A 23,733-nucleotide genomic window follows, 5' to 3' on the forward strand; every position below is an offset into this window, starting at 1 on the left:
CGGCACATGCCGTCGCGCGTACGACCACGAATGGAGTCCCCCGTGCGAGGCAAACTGATCTTCGTCGCCGGAGCCGCTGTCGGATTCGTGCTCGGCGCCCGCGCCGGCCACGACCGTTACGAGCAGATCACCGAGAGGGCGTCCAAGGTCTGGAACAGCCGGGCCGTGCAGCGCCAGGTCGCCAAGGGCCAGGACTTCGCCGGTGCCAAGACGGCCGACGGCGTCGACGCCGTCGTCACGGGCATCACCCGCGGCATCTCCAAGGCCTTCGGCGGCGGCCGCAAGAAATGACCGACTCGACGCGCAGCGACAAGGTGCGGCACAAGACGAGGCCGCGGTCGCTCTTCGCCCTCGTGCAAGACGTCCCGACGCTGGTCACCGACCTCGTCAAGGGCGAGCTGGCCCTGCTCAAGTACGAGGTCATCGGCACGCTCAAGGCCTTCGGCATCGGTGCCGGGTTCCTCGTCGGGGCACTCGTCTTCGTCTTCGCCATGCTCGGCGTCCTGTTGACCGGCATCGTGCTGCTGCTCGCCATCTGGCTTCCCGGCTGGGCCTCGGCCCTCATCGTCGCCGGCGTGCTGCTGCTCGTCGCCGCCCTGCTGGCGTTCCTCGGGTACAAGGCGATCAAGAAGGGGCTCCCCGCGGTCCCCGAGAAGACCATCGCGAGCCTCAAGGCCGACCTCAAGGCCGTCAAGGGCGTGGGCTCGATCCCCGGCGCCCGCCTCGACGAGCGCTGACGCGCCTCCTCGACATCCCCATCCTTCCCGTTCCCGACAGGAGCACCGTGAGCGACAGCAGCGACATCCAGGCCCACATCGACCGCACTCGCGCCGAGCTCGCCGCGACGCTCAACGAGCTCGAGGACAAGCTGAACGTGCCCAAGCAACTGGGCATCGCCGGGCACCGCGCCAAGGCGTCGTTCGACCGCGACAAGACCCCGTGGCTCGCCGCCGCCGGGGCGGGCGCACTGGCCGTCGCGGGCGTCGTCGTCGCGCTCGTCAATCGCCGCTGAGCGGTCGCCGGGCTCGCCCGACGGTTCGTCCCCAGAGAGCACCCGGACCCGTTCGCTCGACCGGGAGCAACCTGGTTGGGCTCCCAGCGTGCCGAGAGGGAGAATGACTGCATGAGTTCCAGCGCCGACACGGCAGCGCCCGTCCTGCCGACGTCCGATTCGCCCGCAGCACCCGTCCAGACCGAGGCCGGTGACGCGGCGGCGAGCACTCCTCCGCCCGCCGAACGTCTCGGTTACACGCTCTGGGCCGTGCTGCGTCGCGACCCGCAGAACCCCTACGCCCCCGAGCTCGACGACGTCCCGCAACTCGACGCGGTCGTGGACGCCCTCGCCGGGCTCGGCGTCACCGTGCGCGGCTTCTACGACGTCAGCGCCCTGCGGGCCGACGCCGACATCATGATCTGGCTGCACGGCGAGGTCCCCGAGGCCGTCCAGTCCGCCTACCGGCAACTGTTGCGCACCGACGTGTTGGGCGGCCTGCTGCCCACCTGGAACGCCATGGGCATGCACCGCGAGGCCGAGTTCTCGCGCAACCACAGCCCGGCCTTCATGCGCGGCAAAGAGCCCGAGACCTGGCTCACGGTGTACCCGTTCGTGCGCAGCTACGAGTGGTACCTGCTGCCCGAGGCCGAGCGCCGTCAGATGCTCGCCGAGCACGGCAAGCAGGGCTCCGAGCACCGCGCGGTGCTGACGAACACGGTCGCCAGCTTCTCCCTCGGCGACTACGAGTGGATCCTCGCGCTCGAGGCGCCCGAGCTCGTCCAACTCGTCGACCTCATGCGCGACCTGCGCTACACCGAGGCCCGACGCCACGTCCGCGAAGAGATCCCGTTCTTCACGGGCCGCCGCATCCCCACCACCGACATCATCGAGGTCTTGTCGTGACCGACACCAGCAACATCACCAACGGGCAGCTCGTCCGCAACGCCACACCCGCCGCCGCCGCGGGGCCCGAGCACGTCTCCGAGCCGACCGACTACGACGCCATCCTGCTGGCCGGTTTCGGCGGGCCCGAGGGGCAGGACGACGTCATCCCGTTCCTGCGCAACGTCACGCGCGGTCGGGGCATCCCCGAAGAACGACTCGAAGAGGTCGCGACGCACTACCGCCACTTCGGCGGCGTCAGCCCGATCAACGAGCACAACCGCGAGCTCAAGGCGGCCCTCGAGGCCGAGCTCGAGCGTCGCGGCATCGACCTGCCGGTCATCTGGGGCAACCGCAACTGGCAGCCGTACATGGCCGACGCGGTGCGCGAGGCCGACGAGCGCGGGTTCCGCAAGCTGATCGCGGTCGCGACCAGCGCCTACTCGTCCTACAGCTCGTGCCGCCAGTACCGCGAGGACTTCGCGATGGCGCTCGACGCCACCGGGCTCGAGGGCACCATGCAGATCGACAAGGTGCGCCAGTTCTTCGACCACCCCGGGTTCGTGCAGCCGTTCATCGACGGTGTGCGCGACGCGCTCGTCAAGGCGCGCGCCGAGAACGAGGGCCTCGACCTCTCGACCGAGGTGCAGGTGCTCTTCGCCACGCACTCGATCCCGTCGACCGACGCCGCCAAGAGCGGCCCCGAGGCGCGCGGCTTCGACGCCGACGGTGCCTACGCCGCCCAGCACAAGGCCGTCGCCGAGGTCGTCATGGCCGCGGCCGAGGCCGCACTCGACCTCGACCTGCCCGAGGGCGGCGGCACGACCGTCCCGTGGCAGCTCGTCTACCAGTCGCGCAGCGGCCCGCCCTCGATGCCCTGGCTCGAGCCCGACATCAACGACGCCATCGACGACCTGGCCGGCGGTCCGACCCGCGCCGTGATCATCGTGCCCCTCGGCTTCGTCAGCGACCACATGGAGGTCATGTGGGACCTCGACAACGAGGCGATGGAGACCAGCGAGAAGAACGGTTTCTGGGCGACGCGCACCCCGACGCCGGGCATCGACCCGAACTACGTCACCGGTCTCGTCGACCTCGTCCTCGAGCGTCGTGACGGCGTCCCGGCAGAAGACCGTCCGCACGTCACCGACCTCGGGCCCTGGTACGACGTGTGCCGTCCCGGCTGCTGCGAGAACGTCCGTCTCGGATTCAAGCCCGCCCTGTCCGGGCTGGTCCCCTGACCCCCGTGGCGACCATCCGCATCGGAACCCGGGGCAGCGCGCTGGCCGTCGCCCAGTCGACCACGGTCGCCGACCGCATCGCGGCCGCGACCGGTCACGACGTCGAACTCGTCCGCATCAAGACCGAGGGCGACCGGTCCCAGGGCACCGGTGAGTCACTCGCCTCGCTCGGTGGCACCGGCGTCTTCGCCAGTGCCTTGCGCGAAGCGCTGCTCGCGGACGAGTGCGACGCGCTCGTGCACTCCCTCAAAGACCTGCCCACCGCCACGCATCCCGGTCTCGTCATCGGGGCGACACCCGGCCGGGCGGACGCCCGCGACGCCCTCTGCGCCCGCGACGGACTGACCCTCGAGGGGCTGCCGCAGGGCGCTCGCGTCGGCACGGGATCGCCGCGTCGTGCCGCCCAGTTGCTCTCGCGACGTCCCGACCTCGAGGTCGTCGACATCCGCGGCAACGTCGACACGCGGCTGGGCCGCGTCGGCGTCGACCTCGACGCCGTCCTGCTCAGTGCGGCCGGGCTCGGCCGCCTGGGACGGCTCGACGCCGCGACCGAACTGCTGGGGCTCGGTTTCTGGCCCAGCGCGCCGGGCCAGGGCTCGTTGGCCGTCGAGGTGCGCGAAGGCGATCCCGACGAGGCGCTCGCTCGCGGTCTGGCCGCCATCGAGGACGCCGAGACCCGCCTCGTGGTGACGGCCGAGCGGGCCGTGCTGGCCGGCCTCGAGGCCGGCTGCGCGGCACCCGTCGGTGCCAGTGCCGTCATCGACGCCGGGTTGCTGCTGCTCAGTGCGACCGTGTACAGCCCCGACGGCAGCCGGCGCCTCAGCTCGTCGCACGCCGTCTCCCTCGACGACGGCCCGCTCGTCGCGCGTCTCGCCGACGTCCACGAGGTCGCGGGTCGGGTGGTCGACGAACTGCTCGACTCCGGCGCGGCCGAGTTCGCCCCGTTGGGTGGCGGACCGTCCGGCGGTGACCCCCTGGGCAGCGCCTCGTGACCGCCGACAAGCCGCTCAAGGGCGTCCGCGTCCTGGTGCCGCGCGGTGGCAAGTGGGGCGACGGGGTCGCGGCCTCCCTCCGGTCGCGCGGTGCCGCGCCGGTGATCGCCCCGCTCATCAACTTCGCCCCCGCCGAGACGCCCGAGCTGCTCGCCGCCGCCCTGGCCCGCCTCGAGTCCGGTGTCTACGAGTGGCTCGTCGTCACGAGCGCCACCACGGTCGACGTGTTGGTCGGCAACGGCATCCGGCCCCCCGCGTCGACCCGGGTCGCCGCGGTCGGCGAGACCACCGCGGCCGCGCTGGGCCTGGCGGGCATCCGCGTCGACTTCGTCCCCGAGGGCGACAACTCGGCCCGCGGGCTCGTGAAGGAGTGGCCGGCCGACGAGGTCACCGGTCGCGTGCTCGTGCCGCAGTCCGACCTGGCCGAGCCGACGCTCGTCGCCGGGCTGTCGGCCCGCGGGTTCGACGCCGAGTTCGTCTCGGCGTACCGCACGGTCGGCGTGCCCGTCTCGGCCGAGGTGCGCGACGGCGTCGCCGACGGCTCGATCGGCGTACTGCTCGTGACCTCGGGCAGCGTGGCCCGTCAGATCGCCGCCCAGCTGGCGCCCCTGCCGCCGGCGACCCTCGTCGCGTGCATCGGCCCGCGCACCGCCTTCGACGCCCGTGCCGCGGGGCTGCCCGTGCACCTGATCGCCGAGACCCGATCGGCGGCCGCCCTCGTCGAGGCCGTGGTGGACCACGCCCTCGACGGCCCGTCCGCCGGAACGCCCCCCACCGAGAAGGACTGATGTCTGACTTCCCCCGCGTGCGGCCCCGCCGCCTGCGTGCCACCCCTGCCCTGCGCCGTCTGACGGCCGAGACCCGCCTGCACCCCGCCGATCTCGTCCTGCCGATGTTCGTCCGCGAGGGCATCGACGAACCCACCCCGATCTCGTCCATGCCGGGCGTCGTCCACCACAGCCTGTCGAGCCTGCCCCGGGCGATCGAGCAGGCCGCCGAGGCCGGCGTCGGCGGAGTCATGCTCTTCGGCGTTCCCCTCGAGAAGGACGCCGTCGGATCGGGCGCGACCGACCCCGAGGGCATCCTCAACGTGGCCACCCGCGTGGCCGTCGACGCCGCCCAGGGCGCGTTGGTCGTCCAGACCGACCTCTGCCTCGACGAGTTCACCGACCACGGCCACTGCGGCGTGCTCGCCGCCGACGGCTCGGTCGACAACGACGCCACCCTCGTGCGCTACGACGAGATGGCGGTCGTCCAGGCCGAGGCCGGCTCGCAGCTGATCGGCATGAGCGGCATGATGGACGGCCAGATCGGCTCGGCCCGCGACGCGCTCGACGAGGCCGGTTTCGGCGGTACGGCACTGCTCGCCTACGCCGCCAAGTACGCGTCGGCCTTCTACGGCCCCTTCCGTGAGGCCGTCCGGTCGACCCTCGTCGGCGACCGCCGCACCTACCAGATGGACGCCGCCAACGGGCGCGAGGGCCTCCGCGAGGTCGACCTCGACATCGCCGAGGGTGCCGACGTCGTCATGGTGAAGCCGGCCATGAGCTACCTCGACGTCCTCGCCGAGACCGCCGCGACCAGCACGGTGCCGGTCTGGGCGTACCAGATCAGCGGTGAGTACGCCATGATCCAGGCGGCCGCCGCGAACGGCTGGATCGACCTCGACGCCGCCTCCTACGAGAGCGTCCTGTCGATCAAGCGGGCGGGGGCGGACGCGATCCTGACGTACTGGGCCACCGAACTGGCCACGCGCCTCCAGAAAGAGCGGTTCTGATGACCGAGCAGAGCAACGACACCTACTTCACCCGGGCGAAGCGGTCGATCCCGGGCGGCGTCAACTCGCCCGTCCGCGCCTACGGCTCCGTCGGCGGGACGCCACGGTTCCTCGTGGGCGCCAAGGGCGCGTACGTCACGGATGCCGAGGGACGCGACTACGTCGACCTCGTCGCCTCGTGGGGTCCTGCGATCCTCGGGCACACGCACCCCGAGGTGCTCGAGGCCGTTCAGCAGGCCGCGGCGCGTGGTCTGTCGTTCGGGGCGTCCACCCCGGCCGAGACCGAACTCGCCGAGCTGGTCCGTGAACGCGTCGCCGTCGGCGAGCAGCGTCCGATCGGCAAGCTGCGCATGGTGTCCACCGGCACCGAGGCGACCATGACGGCCATCCGTCTCGCCCGCGGCTACACCGGTCGCGACCTGCTCGTGAAGTTCGCCGGGCACTACCACGGTCACTCGGACTCGCTGCTGGCCGAGGCCGGTTCGGGCGTCGCCACGCTGTCGATGCCCGGTTCGGCCGGCATCACGGCCGAGACCGCCGCCCAGACGCTCGTCTTGCCCTACAACGACCTCGGCGCCGTGCGCGCGGCCTTCGACGAGCACGGCCCGCGCATCGCGGCTGTCATCGTCGAGGCGGCCGCCGCGAACATGGGCGTGCTCGCGCCACAGCGCGGCTTCAACCGCAGCCTGTCCGAGATCACGCGACGCCACGGCTCGCTGCTGATCGTCGACGAGGTGCTCACCGGCTTCCGCGTGGGTCGCGCCGGCTGGTGGGGTCTCGAGGCCGCCCAGGTCGTTCCCGACGGCGCCGGGTGGGAGCCCGACCTCGTCACGTTCGGCAAGGTCATCGGCGGGGGCATGCCCCTGGCGGCCCTCGGCGGCCGCGCCGAGGTGATGGACTTCCTCGCCCCGCTCGGGCCGGTGTACCAGGCGGGCACGCTCAGCGGCAATCCCGTCGCCGTCGCCGCCGGCATCGCCACGCTGAGGCTCGCGACGCCCGAGGTCTATGCCCGGCTCGACACCGTCGCCGACCAGCTGTCGGCCGGCGTCTCGGCCGCCCTGTCCGCCGAGGGGGTCGAGCACAGCGTGCAACGCGCCGGGTCGCTCTTCTCGTTCGCGTTCACGCCGACGGCCCCGAACGACTACGACGACGTCCGGGCCCAACAGGCCTGGCGCTACCCGCCGTTCTTCCACGCCATGCTCGACGCCGGGGTCAACCTGCCGCCGTCGGTGTTCGAGGCGTGGTTCGTCACGGCGGCCCACGACGACGACGTGGTGTCGCGCATCCTCGACGCCGTGCCCGCCGCGGCCAAGGCCGCCGCAGCCGCCCAGGCACCGCACTAGTCCGCGCGAGCGCGCGCCGCGCCTCCGTTCCGGCTCGCCGGGGGCTCGGCCTGCTCTGCGTGCCGGACTCGCCCTGCCCGTCACTCGGGGCCAGGCCTGCTCCGCCGCATCCCGCCACGATGTAAACAACCCGCCACATCATTTCTTGGCGGGTTGTTTACATCGTGGCGGGGTGGCCGGCTGGCCGGGTGGGCCGGCGGCGGGCGCTCCGGCAGCGGCTGCGCGTGGCGCCGTGATGCACCGGGCGGCTCAGCGGCGGCGGGCCCGGGCCGACCAGCGACCGTCGGCCCGCTCGATGACGAGCGGGTGGTCGAAGGCGCCCGACACGAGGTCGGACGTCAGCACCTCGTCGGCCGGGCCGGTGGCGAAGACCTCGCCGTCGCGCAGCAGCAGGGCGTGCGACGTGCTGCTCGGCAGGTCCTCGAGGTGGTGCGTCACGGTGACCGAGGCCATCCCGGGGTGGGCCGTGCGCAGCTCGTCGACGGTGTCGAGCAGGTGTTCCCGCGCCGCGACGTCGAGTCCCGTGGCCGGTTCGTCGAGCAACAGCAGGGCCGGCTGCGAGACCAGGGCGCGAGCGATCAGTGCCCGACCACGTTCGCCCTGGGACAGCACGCTCCACCGTGCAGGCATGCGGGACGAGAGGCCGACGCTGGCGACGAGGTCGACGACCCGCGCCTCCTGCTCGTCGGTGGGGGACCAGCGGGGCACCGGGTCGCTGCTGCCGGTGAAGCCGGTCAGCACGACCTCGAGCACGGTGTTGTCGCCCACCATGCGGTGGCGGGGGTCGACGTGGCCGATGTGGCGGCGCAGCTCGCTCAGCTCGACGCGTCCGAGGCGGCGGCCGAGGACGTCGACCGTGCCCGCGGTCGGGTGGCCGAGCGCACCGCACAACGTCAGCAGCGTGGTCTTGCCGGCTCCGTTGGGGCCGATCAGCGCCCAGTGCTGACCGGCGTCGACTCGCAACGACACGTCGTGCAGCAGATCACGACCGCCCCGGGTCACCCGCGCGTCGACGACGTCGAGCACGGGCGGCACCGGGGCGGCCGCGGGGGAGCTGAGGTCACGCGCGGTAGATGCCCGCCTCGCGCACCTGGTCGAAGAGGCCCTGCAGGCGCGCGGGCTGCTCGCGCACGGCGGTGGCCGCCGCCTCGGCGTCGTCCGCCTTCACGGCGTCACGGAACGCCACGGTGAAAGCGTGAGCCTGCGGGTAGTCGAAGATGCCGTTGGCCGACGGGCGACGCAGCAGCAGCAGGAGGCGCGGGCCGGTGTTCGACCACAGGCGCGTCAACGACTCGCTGTCGGCCGCGGCCAGCAGGATCTCGTTGGCCCGCACGAGGCCCGCGATGTCTTCTTCCTTCTTCGCCTTGAAGGCCTTGGCCCGGGTGTCGAGCAGGCCGACGACCTCGGCACGCTGGGCCTTGTCGAGCTTGGGCACGGCGCGCTCGACGAACAGTGACCACACGGCGTAACCGACGTCGACGGTGTCGACGAACTCGTCGTACGAGGGGTCGACGATGCGCGTGTAGCGGTTGGCCTCGATGTCGACCAGGGCCTGGTCGGCGAGCTTGGCGATGGCCTCGCGGACGGGCGTGCGGGAGACGCCGAGCCAGGCGACCAGCTGGTCGTCGTTCAGGCGTTCGCCGAACTCGAGGGTGCCGTCGATGATCGCGGCGAACATCTTGTCGTAGACGACGTCGCGCAGCAGGCGGCGGGGAGCGGGAGTCTGGTCGTCGTTCTGAGGGATCGGCATCGGGGGCCTCCGTCGTGTGTGCGGATGGGTGGCGACGGTCGACGGTGCGGGACACCGCGGTCGGTCGGGTTCGTCGACCCGGCCCTGAACCGGTCGCCGACATGTCGAGCATAAACCCGTGGGCTGAGTACGTATGGGTGATCCGGAGTTCTAGATTCGCGGTCCGCCCACGCGCACGACCGTCCGGCCCCGGGTCCGACCCGCCAGGATCGCCTCGCCGGCGTCCACGACGTCGGCCAGGGCGACCTCGTCGGTCATCGAGTCGAGCACGTCGAGGTCGAGGTCTCGCGCCAGCCGGTCCCAGGCGCGCTGCCGCAGCTCGAGCGGCGCCTCCACCGAGTTCACGCCGGCCAGGGTCACGCCCCGCAGGATGAAGGGCAGCACCGTCGTCGGCAGGTCGGCCCCCTGGGCGAGCCCGCAGGCCGTCACGGTGCCGCCCCAGCGGGTCTGCGCCAGGACGGTGGCGAGGGTGTGGCTGCCGACCGAGTCCACGCCGCCGGCCCAGCGGGCCCGCTGCATCGGCTTGCCCGCGCCGGACAGCTCGTCGCGGTCGATCAGGGTGGAGGCCCCGAGCGAGCGGAGGTAGTCGCCCTGCTCGGCGACGCGACCCGAGGAGGCGCTGACCGAGTACCCGAGGCGGCTCAGCACCGCGATCGCCACCGACCCGACGCCTCCGGCCGCCCCGGTCACCACGACGTCGCCGTCGTCGGGTCCGACGTCGCGTTCGAGCCGGAGGACGCTGAGCATCGCCGTGAAACCCGCCGTGCCGATGGCGGCGGCCCGCCGACCGTCGATGCCGCGGGGGAGCAGCACGGCGCTGCCCGGGTCGACGACGACGCGCTCGGCGAAGCCGCCGGGCCTGGTCTCGCCGTGCCCGGCACCGTTGACGAGCACCTCGTCGCCCGGTGTGAAGCGTGACGAGCCCGAGGACGCCACGATGCCGACCAGGTCGATGCCGGGCACGAGTGGATCGACCCGGGCCACCCCGGGGTCGCCGCGCAGGGCGAGCCCGTCCTTGTAGTTGACGCCGGACCAGGTGACGTCGACGACGACGTCACCTGGTCCGGCGATCGGTTCGTCGAGCTCTCTCAGCTCGGCGGCCCTGCCCTTCTCGACCACGATCGCACGCATGCGACCGAGGCTACGCGGGCGCGATCAGGCGAGGCCAGGGGCGGTCAGGCGCGATCGACGGGGCCGGACGCACCGGCCTTGCCCCCGAGGAAGCCCCCCAGCGCGCTGACGAGGTCGAGCCCGGTCGTGGCCTTCACGACGTCCTGCAGCTGCGTCATGTTGTTGGCGACGGACTTGGTCAGCTCGTTGGCGCCGTCGGTCGACACCACCGTCAGGGCGTCGATGTTGCCCATCGGGGCCGCCATCTCGCGGGCGATCTCGGGGAGGCGCGAGATGACCTGTGACGCGAGCGCCGCCTGGCCGAACTTGCCCTGCGCCTCGGCCAGGGCGTCGACCGCCTCGGCCTCGGCGAGACCCTTGGCCTTGATCGCCGCGGCCTCGGCCCGACCGGCCGCCTCGACGGCCGCGGCCTCGTTCTCGGCCGCGTTGCGGGCGGCGTCGGCGAGCTGGGTGCGGCGGAACGCCTCGGCCTCGACGGCGGCGTTGGCCGCGTCGCGCTCGGCCTCGGCGTTCTGCACGGACGCGTAGGCCGCGGCCTCGGCGGGCTGACGGACCTCGATGTTGAGTCGCTCCTGGTTGACCTTGGCCTGCTCGGCGACGGCGATGCTCTCTTGTTCGGCGACCAGCTTGTCTTGCATGGCCCGGGCGAGCTCACCGGCGGCGGCGGCCTCGGCCTGTGCCCGGTCGGTCTCTGCCTTGATCTGGGCCTGGCGCACGTCGAGCTGCAGCTGGCGCTCGGCCGTCTGCTGGGTGTTGCCGATGCGGGCCAGGGCGGCGATGCGCTCGGCCTCGGCTTCGGCGACGTCGGCGTTCTGCTTGGCGACGGCGGCCTCGGCACGCCCGCGGTCGGCCAGGTACGTGCTGCCGGGCGTCTCGATCTCGCGGATGTTCATCGTCTCGATCTGGAGGCCGAGCTCGGCGAGCTCGCCCTTGGTCTCGTTCACGGCGTCGGCCGCGAGCCGCGAGAAGTTCTTGACGAGGTCGTCGACCGGCTGGCCGCCGATGAGACCGCGGATCGACCCCTCGAGCGACTGCTGCACGATGACGGGCAGCTGCTGCTGCTGCAGCAGGTAGCGCTGGGCGGCGCGACGCACCCCGTCTTCGGTGCCGGTCACCTTGAAGTTGACGGTCGCCTTGACCGCGGTGCGGATGTAGTTGGCGTCGATCGCCTGCACCTCGACCGGGGTCTGGTACTGCTCGAGCGACAGTTTGAAGCCCTCTTGGAAGATCGGCCAGACGAAGGTGCGGCCGCCGATGATGACCTTCTGCGGGCTGGAGATGCCGCCGCCCTCGGAGCGTTCGGCGCCACGGCCGACCACGATCAACGCCTCGTTCGGCGGGACGCGGCGGACGCGGCTGGCGACGAACGACAGCAGGGCGAGCACGATGACGACGGCGACGACGATGGCGACGACGCTGACGTTGGAGGAGATGAAGTCCACGGGGCTTCCTTTCAGTTGGTCTGGGGATCACGTGACGCGGAGGCCCCGTCGGCGTCGAGCGCCTCGACCTGCACGCGCGGGCCGTTCTCGGCCACGACACGGACGCGGACGCCGCGCTCGATGCGCGTGTCGCTGGTCGCGAGCCGCCGTTCGAGCTCGCGGACGTCGTCGAGCCGCACCTCGCCGCCGGCCGGGCCGGTGGCCTCGGTCGTGACGCCGACGAACCCGACGGGCGACCAGTGGCCACCGCTCTCGCGACGCGTCACACGGCGGACGACGAGCTGGATCAGCACGAGGGCGACGAGAGCCATGCCGACGGCGACGGCGTACGTCCACCCCGCCGCGAGGTCGGTCTGCGACGTGACGACCCCGGCGAGCCCGAAGATGGCCAGGGCCGCGCCCAGGGCGACGCCCGAGACGAGCCCGTCGCCGACGTCGAAGACGTCGAGCAGGTCGCCCACGACGATGCTGACGAGCAGGAGCAGGAGTCCGATCGCCCCCACCACGATGAACGTGATCATGTGTCGAGCCTGTCAGAGTCCGGCCGCGCGCACATCGCCTGAGCGACGGACCCGGGACGACGCCGGGGTGGCCGACCCTGGGGACGAGCCGACGACGGCTTCGCGGGGACCCCGTCCACGCCGTGCCCGCCCCCGATCCGGCTCCCGTCAACCGAAGAGGATCGCGGCCTCGTCGTAGCGGTTCTGCGGGACGACCTTGAGGCTGTCGAGGGCCTCCTCGAACGAGACGTGGACGATCTCGGTGCCTCGCAGGGCCACCATGCGACCCCAGCGTCCCTCGACCACCGCGTCGCTCGCCGCCATGCCGAGTCGCGTGGCGAGCACGCGGTCGTAGGACGTGGGCGTGCCGCCGCGTTGGATGTGCCCCAGCGTGGTGGCGCGGGTCTCGATGCCCGTGCGCTCCTCGATGACGGGGGCGAGGCGCTCGCCGATGCCGCCGAGGCGCGGCCGGCCGAAGGCGTCCAGGCCGCGCTCGGAGTGCACGTCGCTCTCGTGGTCGGGCACGAAGCCCTCGGCGACGACCACCAGCGGTGCGCGCCCCCGGTCGTAGGCCGACTGCACCCACTCGACGATCTGGTCCATGCTCGTCGCCTGCTCGGGGATGAGGATCGCGTGGGCGCCCGCGGCCATGCCCGAGTGCAGGGCGATCCACCCCACGTGCCGCCCCATGACCTCGGCGACCATGCAACGGCTGTGCGAGTCGCCCGTGGTGCGCAGGCGGTCCATGGCGTCGGTGGCGATCTGGACCGCGGTGTCGAAGCCGAAGGTGTAGTCGGTCGCCCCCAGGTCGTTGTCGACGGTCTTGGGCACGCCGACGATCTTGAGCCCGGCGTCCGTCAGCCGTTTGGCCGCGGCCAGCGTGCCCTCTCCGCCGATCGCGACCATGGCGTCGATGCCGAAGCGCTCCATGTTCTCGGCGATGCGGTCGACGCCGCCGTCGCCCTCGAACGGGTTCGTGCGACTCGTCCCGAGGATCGTGCCACCCTGCTTGGCGATGCCCTGGATCTCTTTGCGGGTGAGGGGCATCACGTCGCCGTCGACGACGCCGCGCCAGCCGTCGCGGAAACCGACGAACTCTTGTCCGTGGATCTGCGTGCCCTTGAGCACGGCGCCGCGGATGACCGCGTTGAGACCGGGGCAGTCGCCACCGCTGGTGAGGATTCCGATTCGCATCGAGGGGCTCCATCGCATCGAAGGGCCCGATCGACGGGCCGAGGTCGAGACCATCATGGACCACGAGGAGGCGCGACACCTGTCCACGGGGCCGGTCGCCGCCCTGCCCGGTCGCGCAGGCGGCCGTACTACCCTCGCCTCCATGAGCAACGAGCAGCCGGGGCGTCCGCCGTCGCCGTGGGCACGCTTCGCCCGGCCGACGCCGACCGAGCCCGACCGGGGCGAGTTCCCGTTCGGTCCCCCTCGGCCGGTGCACCCCGAGACGGCCGCGGCCGACCACGCCTGGCCGCTCGACCACCCCGGTGCCCCGCAGCAGCACGTCGGTCAGCAGCCGTTCTTCCCCCAGCCGGTCGGGGAGCAGCCCGCCGTGCAGCAGACCGCAGCGCCCACGTGGGACTCCGACGGTCGTCAGGTCTGGGGGCCGGCGCCCGGGGCGGCACCCGCCGCCGCGTCCGAGAACGCCGGCCTCGGCTCGTACTTCTTCCCCGCCGACGACGACTGGTCGTCGGCGCCGCCCCGCACCGACGACGGGGGCCGCGGTCTCGCGATCGCGTCGATCGTCTTCGGCGTCTTCTTCGCGCCCCTCGGCCTCATCTTCGGCATCGTGGCCGCGCGACGCGCCCGGGCCGCCGGCCGACCGGCCACCCTCGCCCTGACCGGCATGGTGATCGCCTCGATCGTCATCCTCTTGAGCCTCGCGTACGCCATCGCGTGGCTCGACTACTACTCGCAACTCGCGACGGCCTGCGCCCAGCTCGGCCCGGGCGACTACGTGAACGGCGACGGCCAGACCGTCACCTGCGGCTGATCCGGCCGTCCACCGCACGTCATCGGCCACCGCCCGACACCGGACGCGGGCGGTCGGGGGCGCGGGCCGTCCCGCACGACCCGCGCCGCGCCTCCTCGGCTAGAGCGAGACGGTGCCGGTGTCGGCGACGTTCTTCGGGTGCCCGCCGGTGACGGCCGCCTTGGCGTACTTGAACAGGGTGACGGCCTTCGGCTCGTTGCTGATCCAGTACTCGGCCGTGTCGACGTCGACCTCGAGCAGGGCGACGCTCGGGTCGTCGCGGCCCTGGTCGAACCAGGCCTCGGCGCCGGTCGTCCACAGTTCGTCGACGAGCGCGGAGTCCTTCACGATCGACGCCTTGCCCGCGAGCGACAGGTAGCCCTTGCCGGTCTCGACGGCGACGTTCACCTGCGGGTGCGCCTTGACGTCGTCGACCTTCGGGGAGGGGTCACGCGTGAAGAAGTACACCTTGCCGTCGAAATCGCGGTCGACGATCGCGAGGGGCCGACTCACGAGGTGGCCGTGGCTGCTCTGCGTGGTGAGGATGCCGATGCGGCCCGCGTCGAGGACCTCGCCGATCTTCTTGGTGTCGTTGGTCTCAGTCATGCCGGGGACCCTACGCCGGAGGTCCGCCGGCGGTCACAGCACCGGCGGTCACCGCCGAGGAGGCGCGGTGCCGGTCGCAGGTCACGTCGCCTCGCGCACCGCACCCCTCGCAGGCGACCAGTTGCTCCCGGCACTGCACGTCGACGCAGTTCTGCATCCGACTGGTCGCGGCGCCGCAGACCGCGCAGCGGCCGATCACGGCCGCGTGGTCGCTGAACTCGACCGAGCCGCGACCGTCGAAGACGTAGAGCGAACCGTCCCACAGACCGTCGTCGCCGAAACGCTCGCCGTACCGCACGACACCGCCGTCGAGTTGGTAGACCCGCGAGAAGCCACGGGCCGTCATGAGGGACGACAGCACCTCGCAGCGCACGCCACCCGTGCAGTAGGTGACGACGGGCTCGTCCTTGAGGTGGTCGTAGCGACCGCTGTCGAGTTCGGCCACGAAGTCACGGGTGGTGGCCACGTCGGGCACCACGGCGCCGCGGAACCGGCCGATGCGCGACTCGTACTCGTTGCGCCCGTCGAAGAAGGTGACCTGCTCGCGGTCGACGAGGTCGTGCAGCTCGTCGGGGGAGAGGCGCTCGCCCGTCCCCACCACGCCGGACCCGTCGACCTCGAGCTCGTCGGGGGCGCCGAACGTCACGAGCTCGTCGCGCACCTTGACCGACAGGCGGGGGAAGTCGTCGCCGGTGCCCTCGCTCCACTTCACGTCGAGCTGCGCGAAGGCGGGGTGCTGGCGGGTCTTCTTGAGCCACCGTTTCACGTCGGGCAGGTCGCCGCCCAGCGTGCCGTTGACGCCGTGGCGCGAGACGAGCACGCGTCCGCGGAGGTCGAGGGATTCCGCGAGGTCGCGCTGCCAGAGACGGACGGCCTCGGGGTCGGCCAGCGGGGTGAACGCGTAGAACAGCACGATTTTCGGGGTGGCCATCCCGGCAGTCTAGTTTTCGGCCCCCACTGCTCGACGCACAGGGCATGAATGCCTTATCATTTCGACTGGAATGTCTGACACCAGCAGAGAGGCGCCGATGCCCGTCCCCACCCCCGCCCGTCCGGTCATCCCCCGTCGCCTGCACAAGGACGCCGTCTACGACCATCTCGTCGAGGCCGTCCTCGACGGCACCCTCCGGCCCGGTGAACGACTCCGCGACGCCGACTGCGAGGACTGGCTGGGGGTCTCGCGCACGCCGATCCGCGTCGCCATCGCGAAGCTCGAGCACGTCCAGCTGGTCGAGTCGATCGGTGGCCGGTCGACCTCCGTCGTGGTCCCCCGGCGCGAGACCGCCCTCGACCTCCTCGCGAGCGGGTGCGGCCTGCTCGCCGCCGCCCACGACTCACTCGCCGGAGGCCCGCGAGACCACGAACGCGTCGAGATCGCCGAGGGTCTGCGGGCCGTGGCGGACGCCTGCGTCACGGGTCCGACGAGCCCCGCGGTCACCGCCGCCTGCGTCGTCGCCGACTCGTGGGACGACCTGTGGTCCGTGGTGGCCGGGCTGCGGGCGAGCGGACTCGCCGCCCGTCACGCGCGTCGCCTCGGTCTGCCGCTCCGCCATCATCTGCGAGAGCTCCCGGCGTCCGACCTCGTCCGGGTGGCGGAGCTCGCCTCCGACGCGGCACGCCTCCTCGAGGAGGGCGGCCCCTCCGACTTCACCCCTGGCCTCGTGCGGTCGGTCGCGTCGCTGTGCGGGCCCGTCGACCGAGCCGACGTGGTCCCCGGCGGCCGACATCCATCGAGGCCGGTCGGTGGGTCCCGTCCCCGGGTGGCACCCCCAGCCGACGGTGGCCAGCGCCTGCACGACCTGCCGGTGCGCCGCCGCCTCAGCGACGACGTCCACGACCTCGTCCTCAGGGCCGTCCTCGACGGCACCCTGGCTCCCGACGAGAGACTCGTCGACGCCGAGCTCATCTCCTGGCTCGGTGTATCGAGGACGCCGATCCGCCACGCCCTCGAACGGCTCGACGAGACGGGTCTCGTCGAGCTCGCCCCGAACAGGTACACCCGCATCGCCCAGCCCGGGCTGGCGGAGGTCGTGGCGGCCCGCGAGCTGTACGCGGGGCTGGTGTCGTGGTCGGCCGATCTCGCGTCGGCTGCCGGGGGCGGCGGCGCCGACGCCCTCGCGGCCGTGCGGCGACTCGACGCCGTCGTCGGGCGAGCAGAGGGTCGCGCGGTGACGCTGTCGACCCTGTCGTGCCTGGCCCCGGTCATCAGGCGGGCGGTCTCGGCCGGCCGGTCCCGCGCTCTCTCGCACGAGCTCGACGTCCTCGAGCCGCGCCTCGCCCACGGTGCCGTGTCGTGCCGGTTCGAGCTGACGCCGGGTTCGTGGCGGTCGTTCTCCCGTGCCGTCGCGGACGCCGCCCCGGGCGCCGACGGCGGGGTCGGCCCGGCCGTCGCCGCGTTCGTGCGCTCGCTGCGCCCGCCGGGCGACCGTGCGCTCGGCACTGTCGGGGGCAGCGTCTAGCATCGCGTCATGGACCAGGTCGAGATCGCCGTGACCGACTCCGACGCCGGCCCCGACGGCGGTGTGCCCGCAGCCTCCGGGTCACCGGCCGTCCGACTCGGCACGGTGTACTCGTCGGCCCGGCCGGTCGACGTCCGGGCGACGCTCCGACCTCTCAGCCGCGGCGCGGGCGACCCGGCCTTCCGTGTCGTCGGCGACCGCACGTGGCTCGCACTGCGCACGCCGACCGGTGAGGCGACGCTGTGCGTGTCGGCGAGCCGCGCCTCCTCGTCCGTCCGCGCCGACGCGTGGGGTCCGGGTGCCGCCTGGGCGGTCGAGCACGTACCCGAGCTGCTCGGCCGGGGTGACGACTGGTCGGGGCTCGACGTCACGACGAACGCGTTCCTCGCCGACGCCCGTCGGCGGCAGCCGGGGCTCCGCCTGACCCGCACCGGCCTCGTGGTGCAGGCCCTCGTCCCGGCGATCCTCGAGCAGAAGGTCACGAGCGTCGAGGCCTGGCGCGCGTGGCGGCAGCTCGTGCGTCGCCACGGCACGCCGGCCCCCGGTCCGGCGCCCGAGGGGCTCGTCGTCCCGCCGGACGCCCAGGGCTGGCGTCGCATCCCGAGCTGGGAGTGGCACCGGGCCGGTGTGGGTCCCCAGCGGTCGGCGACCGTCATGAGGGTCTGTGCCGTGGCGCCCGCCCTCGAGCGCACGCTGTCGGTCGGACGCGGCGGCGACGAGGTCGCGACGCGCCTCCGGTCGATCCCCGGCGTGGGCGTCTGGACCGCCGCCGAGACGACCCAGCGTGCCCACGGCGACCCCGACAGCCCCAGCGTGGGCGACTACCACCTGCCCGCCGTGGTCGGGTGGGCGCTCATCGGTCGTCCCGTCGACGACGACGGCATGCTCGAGCTGCTCGAGCCGTGGCGAGGCCACCGTGAGCGCGTCATGCGGTTGATCACGGGCAGCGGGTTCTCGAAGCCGAGGTTCGGCCCGCGCATGACCATCCAGGACCACCGCTCCCACTGACGCGGTCGCCGGCCGAGGTCGCCGCGCCTCCGCGACGGGACGCCGAGGAGGCGCGGGTCAGCCCTGCGGGTCGGGTGACGCGTCCGTGCCGATCGCGTCGAGCACGCGACCCGAGAACGCCTGGACGACCTCGGCGTCCGCCCCGAGCACGTCCGCGAAGTACTTCTTGATCGCGGCCGTGTGGCCCCGGGTCGCGGCGAGCATGGCTCGACGGCCGTCGGGGGTCAGCTCGACCCAGGTGCCGCGCGCGTCGGACGCGCACTCGGTGCGACGCACCAGCCCGCGGCGCTCCATGCGGGTGACCTGGTGGCTGACCCGGCTCTTCTCCCAGCCGATCTGCTCGGCGATGTCGCGCACGCGCGAGCGTCGGTCGCTGCTCCGGCCCAGGCCGACGAGGATCTCGTACTCGGGGGCGGAGACGCCCGAATCGCTCTGCAGGCGGAGTTCGAGGGCACGGTCGAGCCGCCGTCTCATGGCGTAGAACGAGTCCCAGACGACCCACTCCTCGTCGGTGAGTTCGTCGGCCATTCGCCCAGTGTAGGGACGGTGGTGCGGCATATCCTCGACCCATGTCCGATGTGCACGCCGACGAAGTCACGCAGCAGACCGTCGAGACAGCCCGCCGCTGGTGGGACGCCGCGCGTGCCGTCCCGGTGCAGGGCCCGGCCGCCCGTCTGACCGAGGTGCTGCGCGACCCCCGGGGGCTCGACTTCGCCCGGGAGTTCGCCGACCGCGTCGTCCGACCCGAAGACGACCGGGCGGCCGCGTCCGCACTCGACTCGCTCAGCCGACGCACGCCGGCCCTCCTGCCCTGGCACCTGCGGGCGGCGATCTCGTTCGGCGGGGGCTTCGGCCCGCTCGCGCCCAAGCCGATCATGCCGGTCGCGCGGAGGACGCTGCGTCACATGGTCGGGCACCTGCTCGTCGACGCGCCACCCGAGAAGCTCACGCAGGCCCTCGCGGGTCTGCGGCGCGACGGCGTCCGGCTCGACCTCACCGCCTGGGGGCCCGTGGTGTCGGGGCCGACCCAGGCCGAGCGGCGCGTCGCCGCGGTCCGGGCCCTGGTCGAGCGGCCCGACGTCGAGCGCGTCACGACGACCGTCCGTGAGCTCGTCGGTCCGACCTCGCCCTGGTCCTTCGACGAGACGAGCGACCTGGCCGAGTCGAGGCTCGGGCCCCTGCTCGAGCTCGCGGCCTCGACGGGCACCCTCCTCACCCTCGGCGTCGACCGGCACGCCGACGTCGACCTGACGATCGACGTCTTCACGCGACTGCTCGACCGACCCGGGCTCGAGTCCGTCACGGCGGGCATCGTCGTCCAGTCGTACGTCCCCGAGGCGCTCGACTCGCTGCGGCTGCTCACCGACTGGGCCCGGGACCGTGTCGACCGGGGCGGCGCCCCGATCTCGGTCCGGCTGGTGAAGGGCGGGTCACGCCGCGACGAGATCGTCGACGCCCGCCTGCACGACTGGCCCGTCGTCACCTTCGAGGCCAAGCACGAGACCGACGCCAGCCACCTCCGGCTGGTCGAGTTCGCCCTGAGGCCCGAGAACGCCGCGGTCGCCCGGGTGGGACTCGCCGGGCACGACGTCTTCGACCTGGCCCATGCCGTCACGGTCGCCCGTCGACACGGCACCGACCACCTGCTCGACGTCGAGATGTGGCTGGGGTCCGCGCCCGGGCTCGCCGAGGTCGTCCGCTCCGAGCTCGGTTCGCTCGTCCTCCAGGCGCCGGTGATCGTCTCCGGCGAGTTCGACTCCGCGGTGCGACACCTGGTCGGCCGGCTGGACGCGCTCGCCGACCCCGAGGGATTCCTCTCGAGCACGCTCGACGCCGACCACGAGGCAGCGTTCGCCCGCGAGGCTCGTCGGCACGACCGGGCCGTCGCGACCGTGCCCGAGCTCCCCTCCGCACCCCGGCGGCGACGAGACCGGTCCGGGCCGCTCGACGAAGGTCCCGACCACGTCGTCGACTTCGTGGCCGAGGCCGACACCGATCCCTCGCTCGACGGCAACCGTCGGTGGGCCCGGGGCGTGCTCGGGCGTGCCCGTCGATCGGTCGCCGGCATCGAGACCGCCGACGCTGCCCCCTCCCTCGGGGCCGCGTCCTCCGGGGACGGAGCCCTCGACGACGCAGCCCTCGAGGCGGTGGTGACCCGCGCCTCCGCGGCCGGGGCGGCCTGGGGTGGCCAAGATCCCGAGACCCGTGCCGAACTGCTCGACCTCGCGGGCCGCGAGCTCGCCCTGCGGCGCTCGCGCCTCGTCGAGGTGTCCGTCAGCGAGTCCGGCTCGACCCTGTCCGAGGCCGACCACGAGGTCGGTGCGGCCGTCGACTCGGCCCACCGACTGGCGATCCTGACCCGCGACCTCGCGACCGTCGAGACGGCCGAGCACCGGCCCCCGCGGCTGACGGTCGTCGTGCCCGACCTCGTCACACCCGTCGCCAGCACGGTCGAGGGGGTGCTCGCGGCGTTCGGTGCCGGCAGCGCGGTCGTCGTCCGCCTGCCCCCCGGCCGGCGGCGGGCGGTCGCCGTCGTCGCCGAAGCGCTCTGGGCGGTCGGCGTCCCCGATTCGCTCCTGGCCCTGGTCGTCGCCGACGACCCCGACCACGAACGGGCCCTGCTGACGCACCCCGTGGTCGACCGGGTCGTCGCCCACGCGCCGATCGAGACGGCCGTCGGTCTCCGCGACGTGCGCCCCGACCTCGACCTCGCCGTGCCGACCCGGGGGGTCACCTCGCTCGTCGTCACCCCCTCGGCCGACCTCGAGCTCGCCGCCGCCGACGTCGTCGCGAGCGTCGTCGACCACGCCGGTCGCGGCCACGGTGCGCTCGACCTCGTGCTCGCCGTCGGTTCCGTCGGTCACGGCGAGACGTTCCGCCGCCTGCTGCGCGAGGCCTTCGAGGCGGTCGTCGTCGGTCCGGCCGACGACGCCGCCACCGTGATGGGGCCGCTCCCCTCCACCCCGACCGGGTCCGAGCTCGACGTCCTGACCGTGCTCGGTCCCGGCGAGTCGTGGCTGCTCGAGCCGCGTCCCCTCGACGCGGCCGGGGCCCTCTGCTCGCCGGGCGTGCGCGACGGTGTCGACCCCCGGGGTGCCTTCGCCTCGAGCACGCACGGGGTCCCCGTCGTCGGCCTCGTCGCCGTCGATACCCTCGCCGAGGCGGTCGCTGTGCAGAACGCCGAGAACGGCGGCGACGTGGCGGGTCTGCACTCCCTCGACGTCGACGAGATCGACGAGTGGCTGCACACCGTGCGGGCGGGCGATCTCGTCGTCGGTGGTCCGACGACGGGTGCGCGGGTGCGCCGCAGACCCACCGGCGGGTGGGGCCGACGGGCGATCGGTCGGGGCCTCAAGCCCGGTGGCCCGAACGCCCTGATCGGCCAGGGGGCCTGGCGTCACCGTCCCCACGACCCGCGCCCCTCGCTGCGCCTGCACGACGTCTCCGAGGGGGTCACCCGCCTGGTCGACGCGGCCCGACCCACCTTGTCGTTCGAGCAGTTCGACTCGCTCCGCACGGCCGTCGAGAGCGATCAGCGCGCCTGGCAGTCCGAGTTCGGGTTGGCCCGTGACGTCACCGGCCTCGTGGTCGAGCGCAACGTGCTGCGCTACCGACCGCACCCGGTCACGGTGCGGCTCTCCTCCGGGGCCGATCCGTCGGCGCTCGTCCGGCTCGTCGCCGCCGGCGCGCGGGCGGGGTCGACCCTGGCCGTCAGCTCGGCCGTGCCGTTGCCGGCGGGTCTCGTGCACCTGTGGCGCGCCTCCTCGTCCCCGGTGCGCGTGCGCGACGTCGTCGTCGAGAGCGACGAAGCGTTCGTCGCGCGGGCCGCCGCGGGGGCGTTGCAGGGCGGCACGGCCGAGGCCGCCGGTCCGGACGTGCTCGACCTGCTGGCCGAGGCCGCCGGGGGCGAGCGGGCTTCCACCGACGGGGGGCGGGTCGACGACTCGAGGCCGGCCCCGTCACCCGAGGCGGTGGCCGCCTACCGCGGCCTGCGCATCCGGATGATCGGCGGAGACCCCGCCGCACTGGCCCGTGCTCTGCAGGGCAGCCCCGACGTGACGATCTTCTCGGGCGAGGTGACCGAAGAGGGGCGGATCGAACTGCTGACGTTCGTGCGCGAGCAGTCCGTCTCGCTCACGGCGCACCGGTACGGGCGCCTCGACCCCGCGCTGGCCGACCTGCGCCTCTGACGCCGACGGGCCGCCGTCAGGCCGAGCGGCGGCTGATCAGTTTCGACAGGACGATCGCGCTGCGCGTGTGGTCGACGTTCGGGGCGTTGCGCACGCGTTCGAGGGCTTCTTCGAGCGACGGGATGTCGCGGCTGCGCATGTGGACGATGGCGTCGGCGCTGCCGGTCACCGTGCCGGCGTCGACGACCTCGGGCACCGTGCCGAGGATGCGCTGCAGTTCTTGGGGCGAGACGGTGCCGCGGCAGAACAGCTCGACGTAGGCCTCGGTGCCGAGCCCGTCGACGGCTGGGTCGACCTGCACGGTGAACCCCTTGATCACCCCGTCGGCGACGAGGCGGTCGACGCGGCGTTTGACCGCCGAGGCACTGAGGCCGACCGAGGCGCCGATGTCGCCGTACCCGGCGCGGGCGTTCTGGCGCAGGAGGTCGATGATGCCGTAGTCGAGATTGTCCACACAGGCATCGTACGCGGAAAAACTGCATCGAAGCTGACAAATACGCAAGAATATTGCGTGAGAGCCCGGCCTCGTGCGCGCCCGCGATGTGACACTGATCCGGTGAGCCTGACGATCGAACCCTCCGACCTGCCCGACGCGACCGCCCGACGGGACGCCGCCCGCGTGGCGAGCCACCGCACCATCTTGATGTGCCGACCGGAGCACTTCACCGTCAGCTACAAGATCAACCCGTGGATGGACCCCACCCAGCCGACCGACACCTCGTTGGCGCTGGCCCAGTGGCAGACCCTCTACGACACCTACGTCGGCCTCGGATTCGACGTCGAGCTTATCGACCCCGAAGAGGGCCTGCCGGACATGGTCTACGCGGCCAACGGCGGCTTCGTCCTCGACGGCGTCGCGTACGGTGCGCGCTTCACCTACCCCGAGCGCCAGGCCGAGGGCCCGGCCTACATGCGCTGGTTCGCCTCGGCCGGCTTCGAGGTGGCCGAACCCGCCGAGACCAACGAGGGCGAGGGCGACTTCCTGCTGGTCGGCGACGTCATCCTCGCCGGCACGGGCTTCCGCAGCGACTCGAGCTCGCACGACGAGATCGGTCGCGTCTTCGGGCGCGAGGTGGTCAGCCTCACCCTGGTGAACCCGAGCTTCTACCACCTGGACACCGCCATCGCCGTGCTCGACCCCGAGCCGGTGGACGGTCGTCACACCATCGCTTACCTCGAGAGCGCCTTCGACGACGCCTCGCTCGCGATCCTGCGGCAGCGATTCCCCGATGCGATCCTCGTCAGCGAGGAGGACGCGGCCATTCTCGGCCTCAACTCGTACTCGGACGGTTACAACGTCGTCATCGCCGCCCGGGCGACCGGCTTCGAGCGGCAGCTGCGCGAGCGGGGCTACAACCCGATCGGCGTCGACCTGTCGGAGCTGCTGCTCGGCGGCGGCGGCGTCAAGTGCTGCACCCTCGAGCTGCGGCGCTGAGC

The 23,733-nt window shown here is 72.8% G+C and carries 24 protein-coding genes; 14 read left to right on the plus strand and 10 right to left on the minus strand.

The features are described 5' to 3' along the window. Nucleotides 1-42: 42 nt before the first annotated feature. From AC1MBW_RS07140 to hemL, 9 genes are all read left to right on the plus strand, one after another. On the plus strand, nucleotides 43-291 hold the full coding sequence (locus tag AC1MBW_RS07140) for a hypothetical protein (protein ID WP_043595360.1): 249 nt from the start codon (nucleotides 43-45) through the stop codon (nucleotides 289-291). Next, nucleotides 288-737, plus strand: a complete 450-nt coding sequence (locus tag AC1MBW_RS07145) for a phage holin family protein (RefSeq protein WP_054147459.1) — start codon at nucleotides 288-290, stop codon at nucleotides 735-737. Before AC1MBW_RS07140 ends, AC1MBW_RS07145 begins: the two co-directional genes overlap by 4 nt. Nucleotides 738-784: 47 nt before the next feature. Further along, a complete protein-coding gene (locus tag AC1MBW_RS07150; RefSeq protein WP_480025960.1) occupies nucleotides 785-1,012 on the plus strand; it encodes a DUF3618 domain-containing protein in 228 nt (75 codons plus the stop codon). A gap of 111 nt (nucleotides 1,013-1,123) precedes the next feature. Beyond that, on the plus strand, nucleotides 1,124-1,897 hold the full coding sequence (gene hemQ, locus AC1MBW_RS07155; protein ID WP_082383647.1) for a hydrogen peroxide-dependent heme synthase: 774 nt from the start codon (nucleotides 1,124-1,126) through the stop codon (nucleotides 1,895-1,897). Then, nucleotides 1,894-3,117 carry a ferrochelatase gene (locus AC1MBW_RS07160; RefSeq protein WP_082383648.1) on the plus strand — a complete coding sequence of 408 codons (1,224 nt, stop codon included), beginning with the start codon at nucleotides 1,894-1,896 and terminating at the stop codon, nucleotides 3,115-3,117. The genes hemQ and AC1MBW_RS07160 overlap by 4 nt, the downstream gene beginning before the upstream one ends. Before the next feature lie 5 nt (nucleotides 3,118-3,122). Further along, nucleotides 3,123-4,109, plus strand: coding sequence for a hydroxymethylbilane synthase (gene hemC / locus AC1MBW_RS07165; RefSeq protein ID WP_480025961.1), 987 nt, complete (start codon nucleotides 3,123-3,125; stop codon nucleotides 4,107-4,109). Further along, a complete protein-coding gene (locus AC1MBW_RS07170) occupies nucleotides 4,106-4,897 on the plus strand; it encodes a uroporphyrinogen-III synthase (protein ID WP_480025962.1) in 792 nt (263 codons plus the stop codon). Before hemC ends, AC1MBW_RS07170 begins: the two co-directional genes overlap by 4 nt. Further along, nucleotides 4,897-5,886, plus strand: coding sequence for a porphobilinogen synthase (gene hemB / locus AC1MBW_RS07175; RefSeq protein WP_480025963.1), 990 nt, complete (start codon nucleotides 4,897-4,899; stop codon nucleotides 5,884-5,886). The genes AC1MBW_RS07170 and hemB overlap by 1 nt, the downstream gene beginning before the upstream one ends. Then, nucleotides 5,886-7,229, plus strand: a complete 1,344-nt coding sequence (hemL, locus tag AC1MBW_RS07180) for a glutamate-1-semialdehyde 2,1-aminomutase (protein WP_480025964.1) — start codon at nucleotides 5,886-5,888, stop codon at nucleotides 7,227-7,229. Before hemB ends, hemL begins: the two co-directional genes overlap by 1 nt. Nucleotides 7,230-7,478: 249 nt before the next feature. On the opposite strand, the gene AC1MBW_RS07185 is transcribed toward hemL, so the two are convergent. The 6 genes from AC1MBW_RS07185 to AC1MBW_RS07210 form a co-directional block, all read right to left on the minus strand. Beyond that, entirely contained in the window at nucleotides 7,479-8,255 is a 777-nt protein-coding gene (locus tag AC1MBW_RS07185) for an ABC transporter ATP-binding protein (protein WP_480025965.1), read from the minus strand. 34 nt (nucleotides 8,256-8,289) lie between these two features. Next, nucleotides 8,290-8,979 carry a GntR family transcriptional regulator gene (locus AC1MBW_RS07190; RefSeq protein ID WP_054145009.1) on the minus strand — a complete coding sequence of 230 codons (690 nt, stop codon included), beginning with the start codon at nucleotides 8,977-8,979 and terminating at the stop codon, nucleotides 8,290-8,292. A 150-nt stretch (nucleotides 8,980-9,129) separates the two neighbouring features. Further along, nucleotides 9,130-10,110 carry an MDR family oxidoreductase gene (locus AC1MBW_RS07195; protein WP_480025966.1) on the minus strand — a complete coding sequence of 327 codons (981 nt, stop codon included), beginning with the start codon at nucleotides 10,108-10,110 and terminating at the stop codon, nucleotides 9,130-9,132. Between the two features lie 44 nt (nucleotides 10,111-10,154). Next, nucleotides 10,155-11,552 (minus strand): SPFH domain-containing protein, encoded by a 1,398-nt coding sequence (locus AC1MBW_RS07200; protein ID WP_055975635.1) that lies wholly within the window; start codon nucleotides 11,550-11,552, stop codon nucleotides 10,155-10,157. Nucleotides 11,553-11,563: 11 nt separating this feature from the next. After that, nucleotides 11,564-12,073: an NfeD family protein gene (locus tag AC1MBW_RS07205; RefSeq protein WP_054145012.1), complete on the minus strand. Its 510-nt coding sequence runs from the start codon at nucleotides 12,071-12,073 to the stop codon at nucleotides 11,564-11,566. Nucleotides 12,074-12,220: 147 nt separating this feature from the next. Next, nucleotides 12,221-13,246: a 6-phosphofructokinase gene (locus AC1MBW_RS07210; RefSeq protein ID WP_056260133.1), complete on the minus strand. Its 1,026-nt coding sequence runs from the start codon at nucleotides 13,244-13,246 to the stop codon at nucleotides 12,221-12,223. Nucleotides 13,247-13,388: 142 nt separating this feature from the next. Between AC1MBW_RS07210 and AC1MBW_RS07215 the strand changes: the two genes are divergently transcribed. Further along, complete coding sequence (locus AC1MBW_RS07215) at nucleotides 13,389-14,054, plus strand: hypothetical protein (RefSeq protein ID WP_480025967.1); 666 nt, start codon at nucleotides 13,389-13,391, stop codon at nucleotides 14,052-14,054. A 99-nt stretch (nucleotides 14,055-14,153) separates the two neighbouring features. Here the strand turns inward: AC1MBW_RS07215 and AC1MBW_RS07220 are convergent, their stop codons facing one another. Both AC1MBW_RS07220 and trhO read right to left on the minus strand, forming a co-directional pair. Further along, nucleotides 14,154-14,639, minus strand: a complete 486-nt coding sequence (locus AC1MBW_RS07220) for a pyridoxamine 5'-phosphate oxidase family protein (RefSeq protein ID WP_480025968.1) — start codon at nucleotides 14,637-14,639, stop codon at nucleotides 14,154-14,156. 10 nt (nucleotides 14,640-14,649) lie between these two features. After that, nucleotides 14,650-15,570 carry an oxygen-dependent tRNA uridine(34) hydroxylase TrhO gene (gene trhO, locus AC1MBW_RS07225; RefSeq protein WP_480025969.1) on the minus strand — a complete coding sequence of 307 codons (921 nt, stop codon included), beginning with the start codon at nucleotides 15,568-15,570 and terminating at the stop codon, nucleotides 14,650-14,652. Nucleotides 15,571-15,667: 97 nt separating this feature from the next. Here trhO and AC1MBW_RS07230 point away from each other — a divergent pair, with 97 nt between their 5' ends. Together AC1MBW_RS07230 and AC1MBW_RS07235 are read left to right on the plus strand one after the other, a co-directional pair. Beyond that, a complete protein-coding gene (locus tag AC1MBW_RS07230) occupies nucleotides 15,668-17,098 on the plus strand; it encodes a GntR family transcriptional regulator (RefSeq protein WP_480025970.1) in 1,431 nt (476 codons plus the stop codon). Nucleotides 17,099-17,107: 9 nt separating this feature from the next. After that, on the plus strand, nucleotides 17,108-18,106 hold the full coding sequence (locus tag AC1MBW_RS07235) for a DNA-3-methyladenine glycosylase family protein (RefSeq protein ID WP_480025971.1): 999 nt from the start codon (nucleotides 17,108-17,110) through the stop codon (nucleotides 18,104-18,106). Nucleotides 18,107-18,163: 57 nt separating this feature from the next. Here AC1MBW_RS07235 and AC1MBW_RS07240 read toward each other — a convergent pair whose 3' ends face one another. Further along, nucleotides 18,164-18,634, minus strand: a complete 471-nt coding sequence (locus tag AC1MBW_RS07240) for a MarR family winged helix-turn-helix transcriptional regulator (RefSeq protein ID WP_480025972.1) — start codon at nucleotides 18,632-18,634, stop codon at nucleotides 18,164-18,166. A gap of 41 nt (nucleotides 18,635-18,675) precedes the next feature. Here AC1MBW_RS07240 and AC1MBW_RS07245 point away from each other — a divergent pair, with 41 nt between their 5' ends. Next, nucleotides 18,676-22,296, plus strand: coding sequence for a proline dehydrogenase family protein (locus AC1MBW_RS07245; protein ID WP_480025973.1), 3,621 nt, complete (start codon nucleotides 18,676-18,678; stop codon nucleotides 22,294-22,296). Nucleotides 22,297-22,312: 16 nt separating this feature from the next. Here AC1MBW_RS07245 and AC1MBW_RS07250 read toward each other — a convergent pair whose 3' ends face one another. Then, nucleotides 22,313-22,750, minus strand: coding sequence for an Lrp/AsnC family transcriptional regulator (locus AC1MBW_RS07250; protein ID WP_043593232.1), 438 nt, complete (start codon nucleotides 22,748-22,750; stop codon nucleotides 22,313-22,315). Nucleotides 22,751-22,852: 102 nt separating this feature from the next. Here AC1MBW_RS07250 and ddaH point away from each other — a divergent pair, with 102 nt between their 5' ends. Then, complete coding sequence (gene ddaH / locus AC1MBW_RS07255; protein WP_342212040.1) at nucleotides 22,853-23,731, plus strand: dimethylargininase; 879 nt, start codon at nucleotides 22,853-22,855, stop codon at nucleotides 23,729-23,731. The last annotated feature ends 2 nt before the right edge of the window (nucleotides 23,732-23,733 follow it).

It is taken from the genome of Frigoribacterium sp. AP1 (genome assembly GCF_056680555.1).

Bases quoted from the DNA above. Each gene is read 5' to 3' on its own strand.
- AC1MBW_RS07145 (WP_054147459.1), top strand. From the start codon at position 288: ATGACCGACTCGACGCGCAGCGACAAGGTGCGGCACAAGACGAGGCCG.
- hemQ (WP_082383647.1), top strand. From the start codon at position 1,124: ATGAGTTCCAGCGCCGACACGGCAGCGCCCGTCCTGCCGACGTCCGAT.
- hemB (WP_480025963.1), top strand. From the start codon at position 4,897: ATGTCTGACTTCCCCCGCGTGCGGCCCCGCCGCCTGCGTGCCACCCCT.
- hemL (WP_480025964.1), top strand. From the start codon at position 5,886: ATGACCGAGCAGAGCAACGACACCTACTTCACCCGGGCGAAGCGGTCG.
- AC1MBW_RS07190 (WP_054145009.1), bottom strand. From the start codon at position 8,979: ATGCCGATCCCTCAGAACGACGACCAGACTCCCGCTCCCCGCCGCCTG.
- AC1MBW_RS07195 (WP_480025966.1), bottom strand. From the start codon at position 10,110: ATGCGTGCGATCGTGGTCGAGAAGGGCAGGGCCGCCGAGCTGAGAGAG.
- AC1MBW_RS07205 (WP_054145012.1), bottom strand. From the start codon at position 12,073: ATGATCACGTTCATCGTGGTGGGGGCGATCGGACTCCTGCTCCTGCTC.
- AC1MBW_RS07210 (WP_056260133.1), bottom strand. From the start codon at position 13,246: ATGCGAATCGGAATCCTCACCAGCGGTGGCGACTGCCCCGGTCTCAAC.
- AC1MBW_RS07215 (WP_480025967.1), top strand. From the start codon at position 13,389: ATGAGCAACGAGCAGCCGGGGCGTCCGCCGTCGCCGTGGGCACGCTTC.
- AC1MBW_RS07220 (WP_480025968.1), bottom strand. From the start codon at position 14,639: ATGACTGAGACCAACGACACCAAGAAGATCGGCGAGGTCCTCGACGCG.
- trhO (WP_480025969.1), bottom strand. From the start codon at position 15,570: ATGGCCACCCCGAAAATCGTGCTGTTCTACGCGTTCACCCCGCTGGCC.
- AC1MBW_RS07230 (WP_480025970.1), top strand. From the start codon at position 15,668: ATGCCCGTCCCCACCCCCGCCCGTCCGGTCATCCCCCGTCGCCTGCAC.
- AC1MBW_RS07235 (WP_480025971.1), top strand. From the start codon at position 17,108: ATGGACCAGGTCGAGATCGCCGTGACCGACTCCGACGCCGGCCCCGAC.
- AC1MBW_RS07240 (WP_480025972.1), bottom strand. From the start codon at position 18,634: ATGGCCGACGAACTCACCGACGAGGAGTGGGTCGTCTGGGACTCGTTC.
- AC1MBW_RS07245 (WP_480025973.1), top strand. From the start codon at position 18,676: ATGTCCGATGTGCACGCCGACGAAGTCACGCAGCAGACCGTCGAGACA.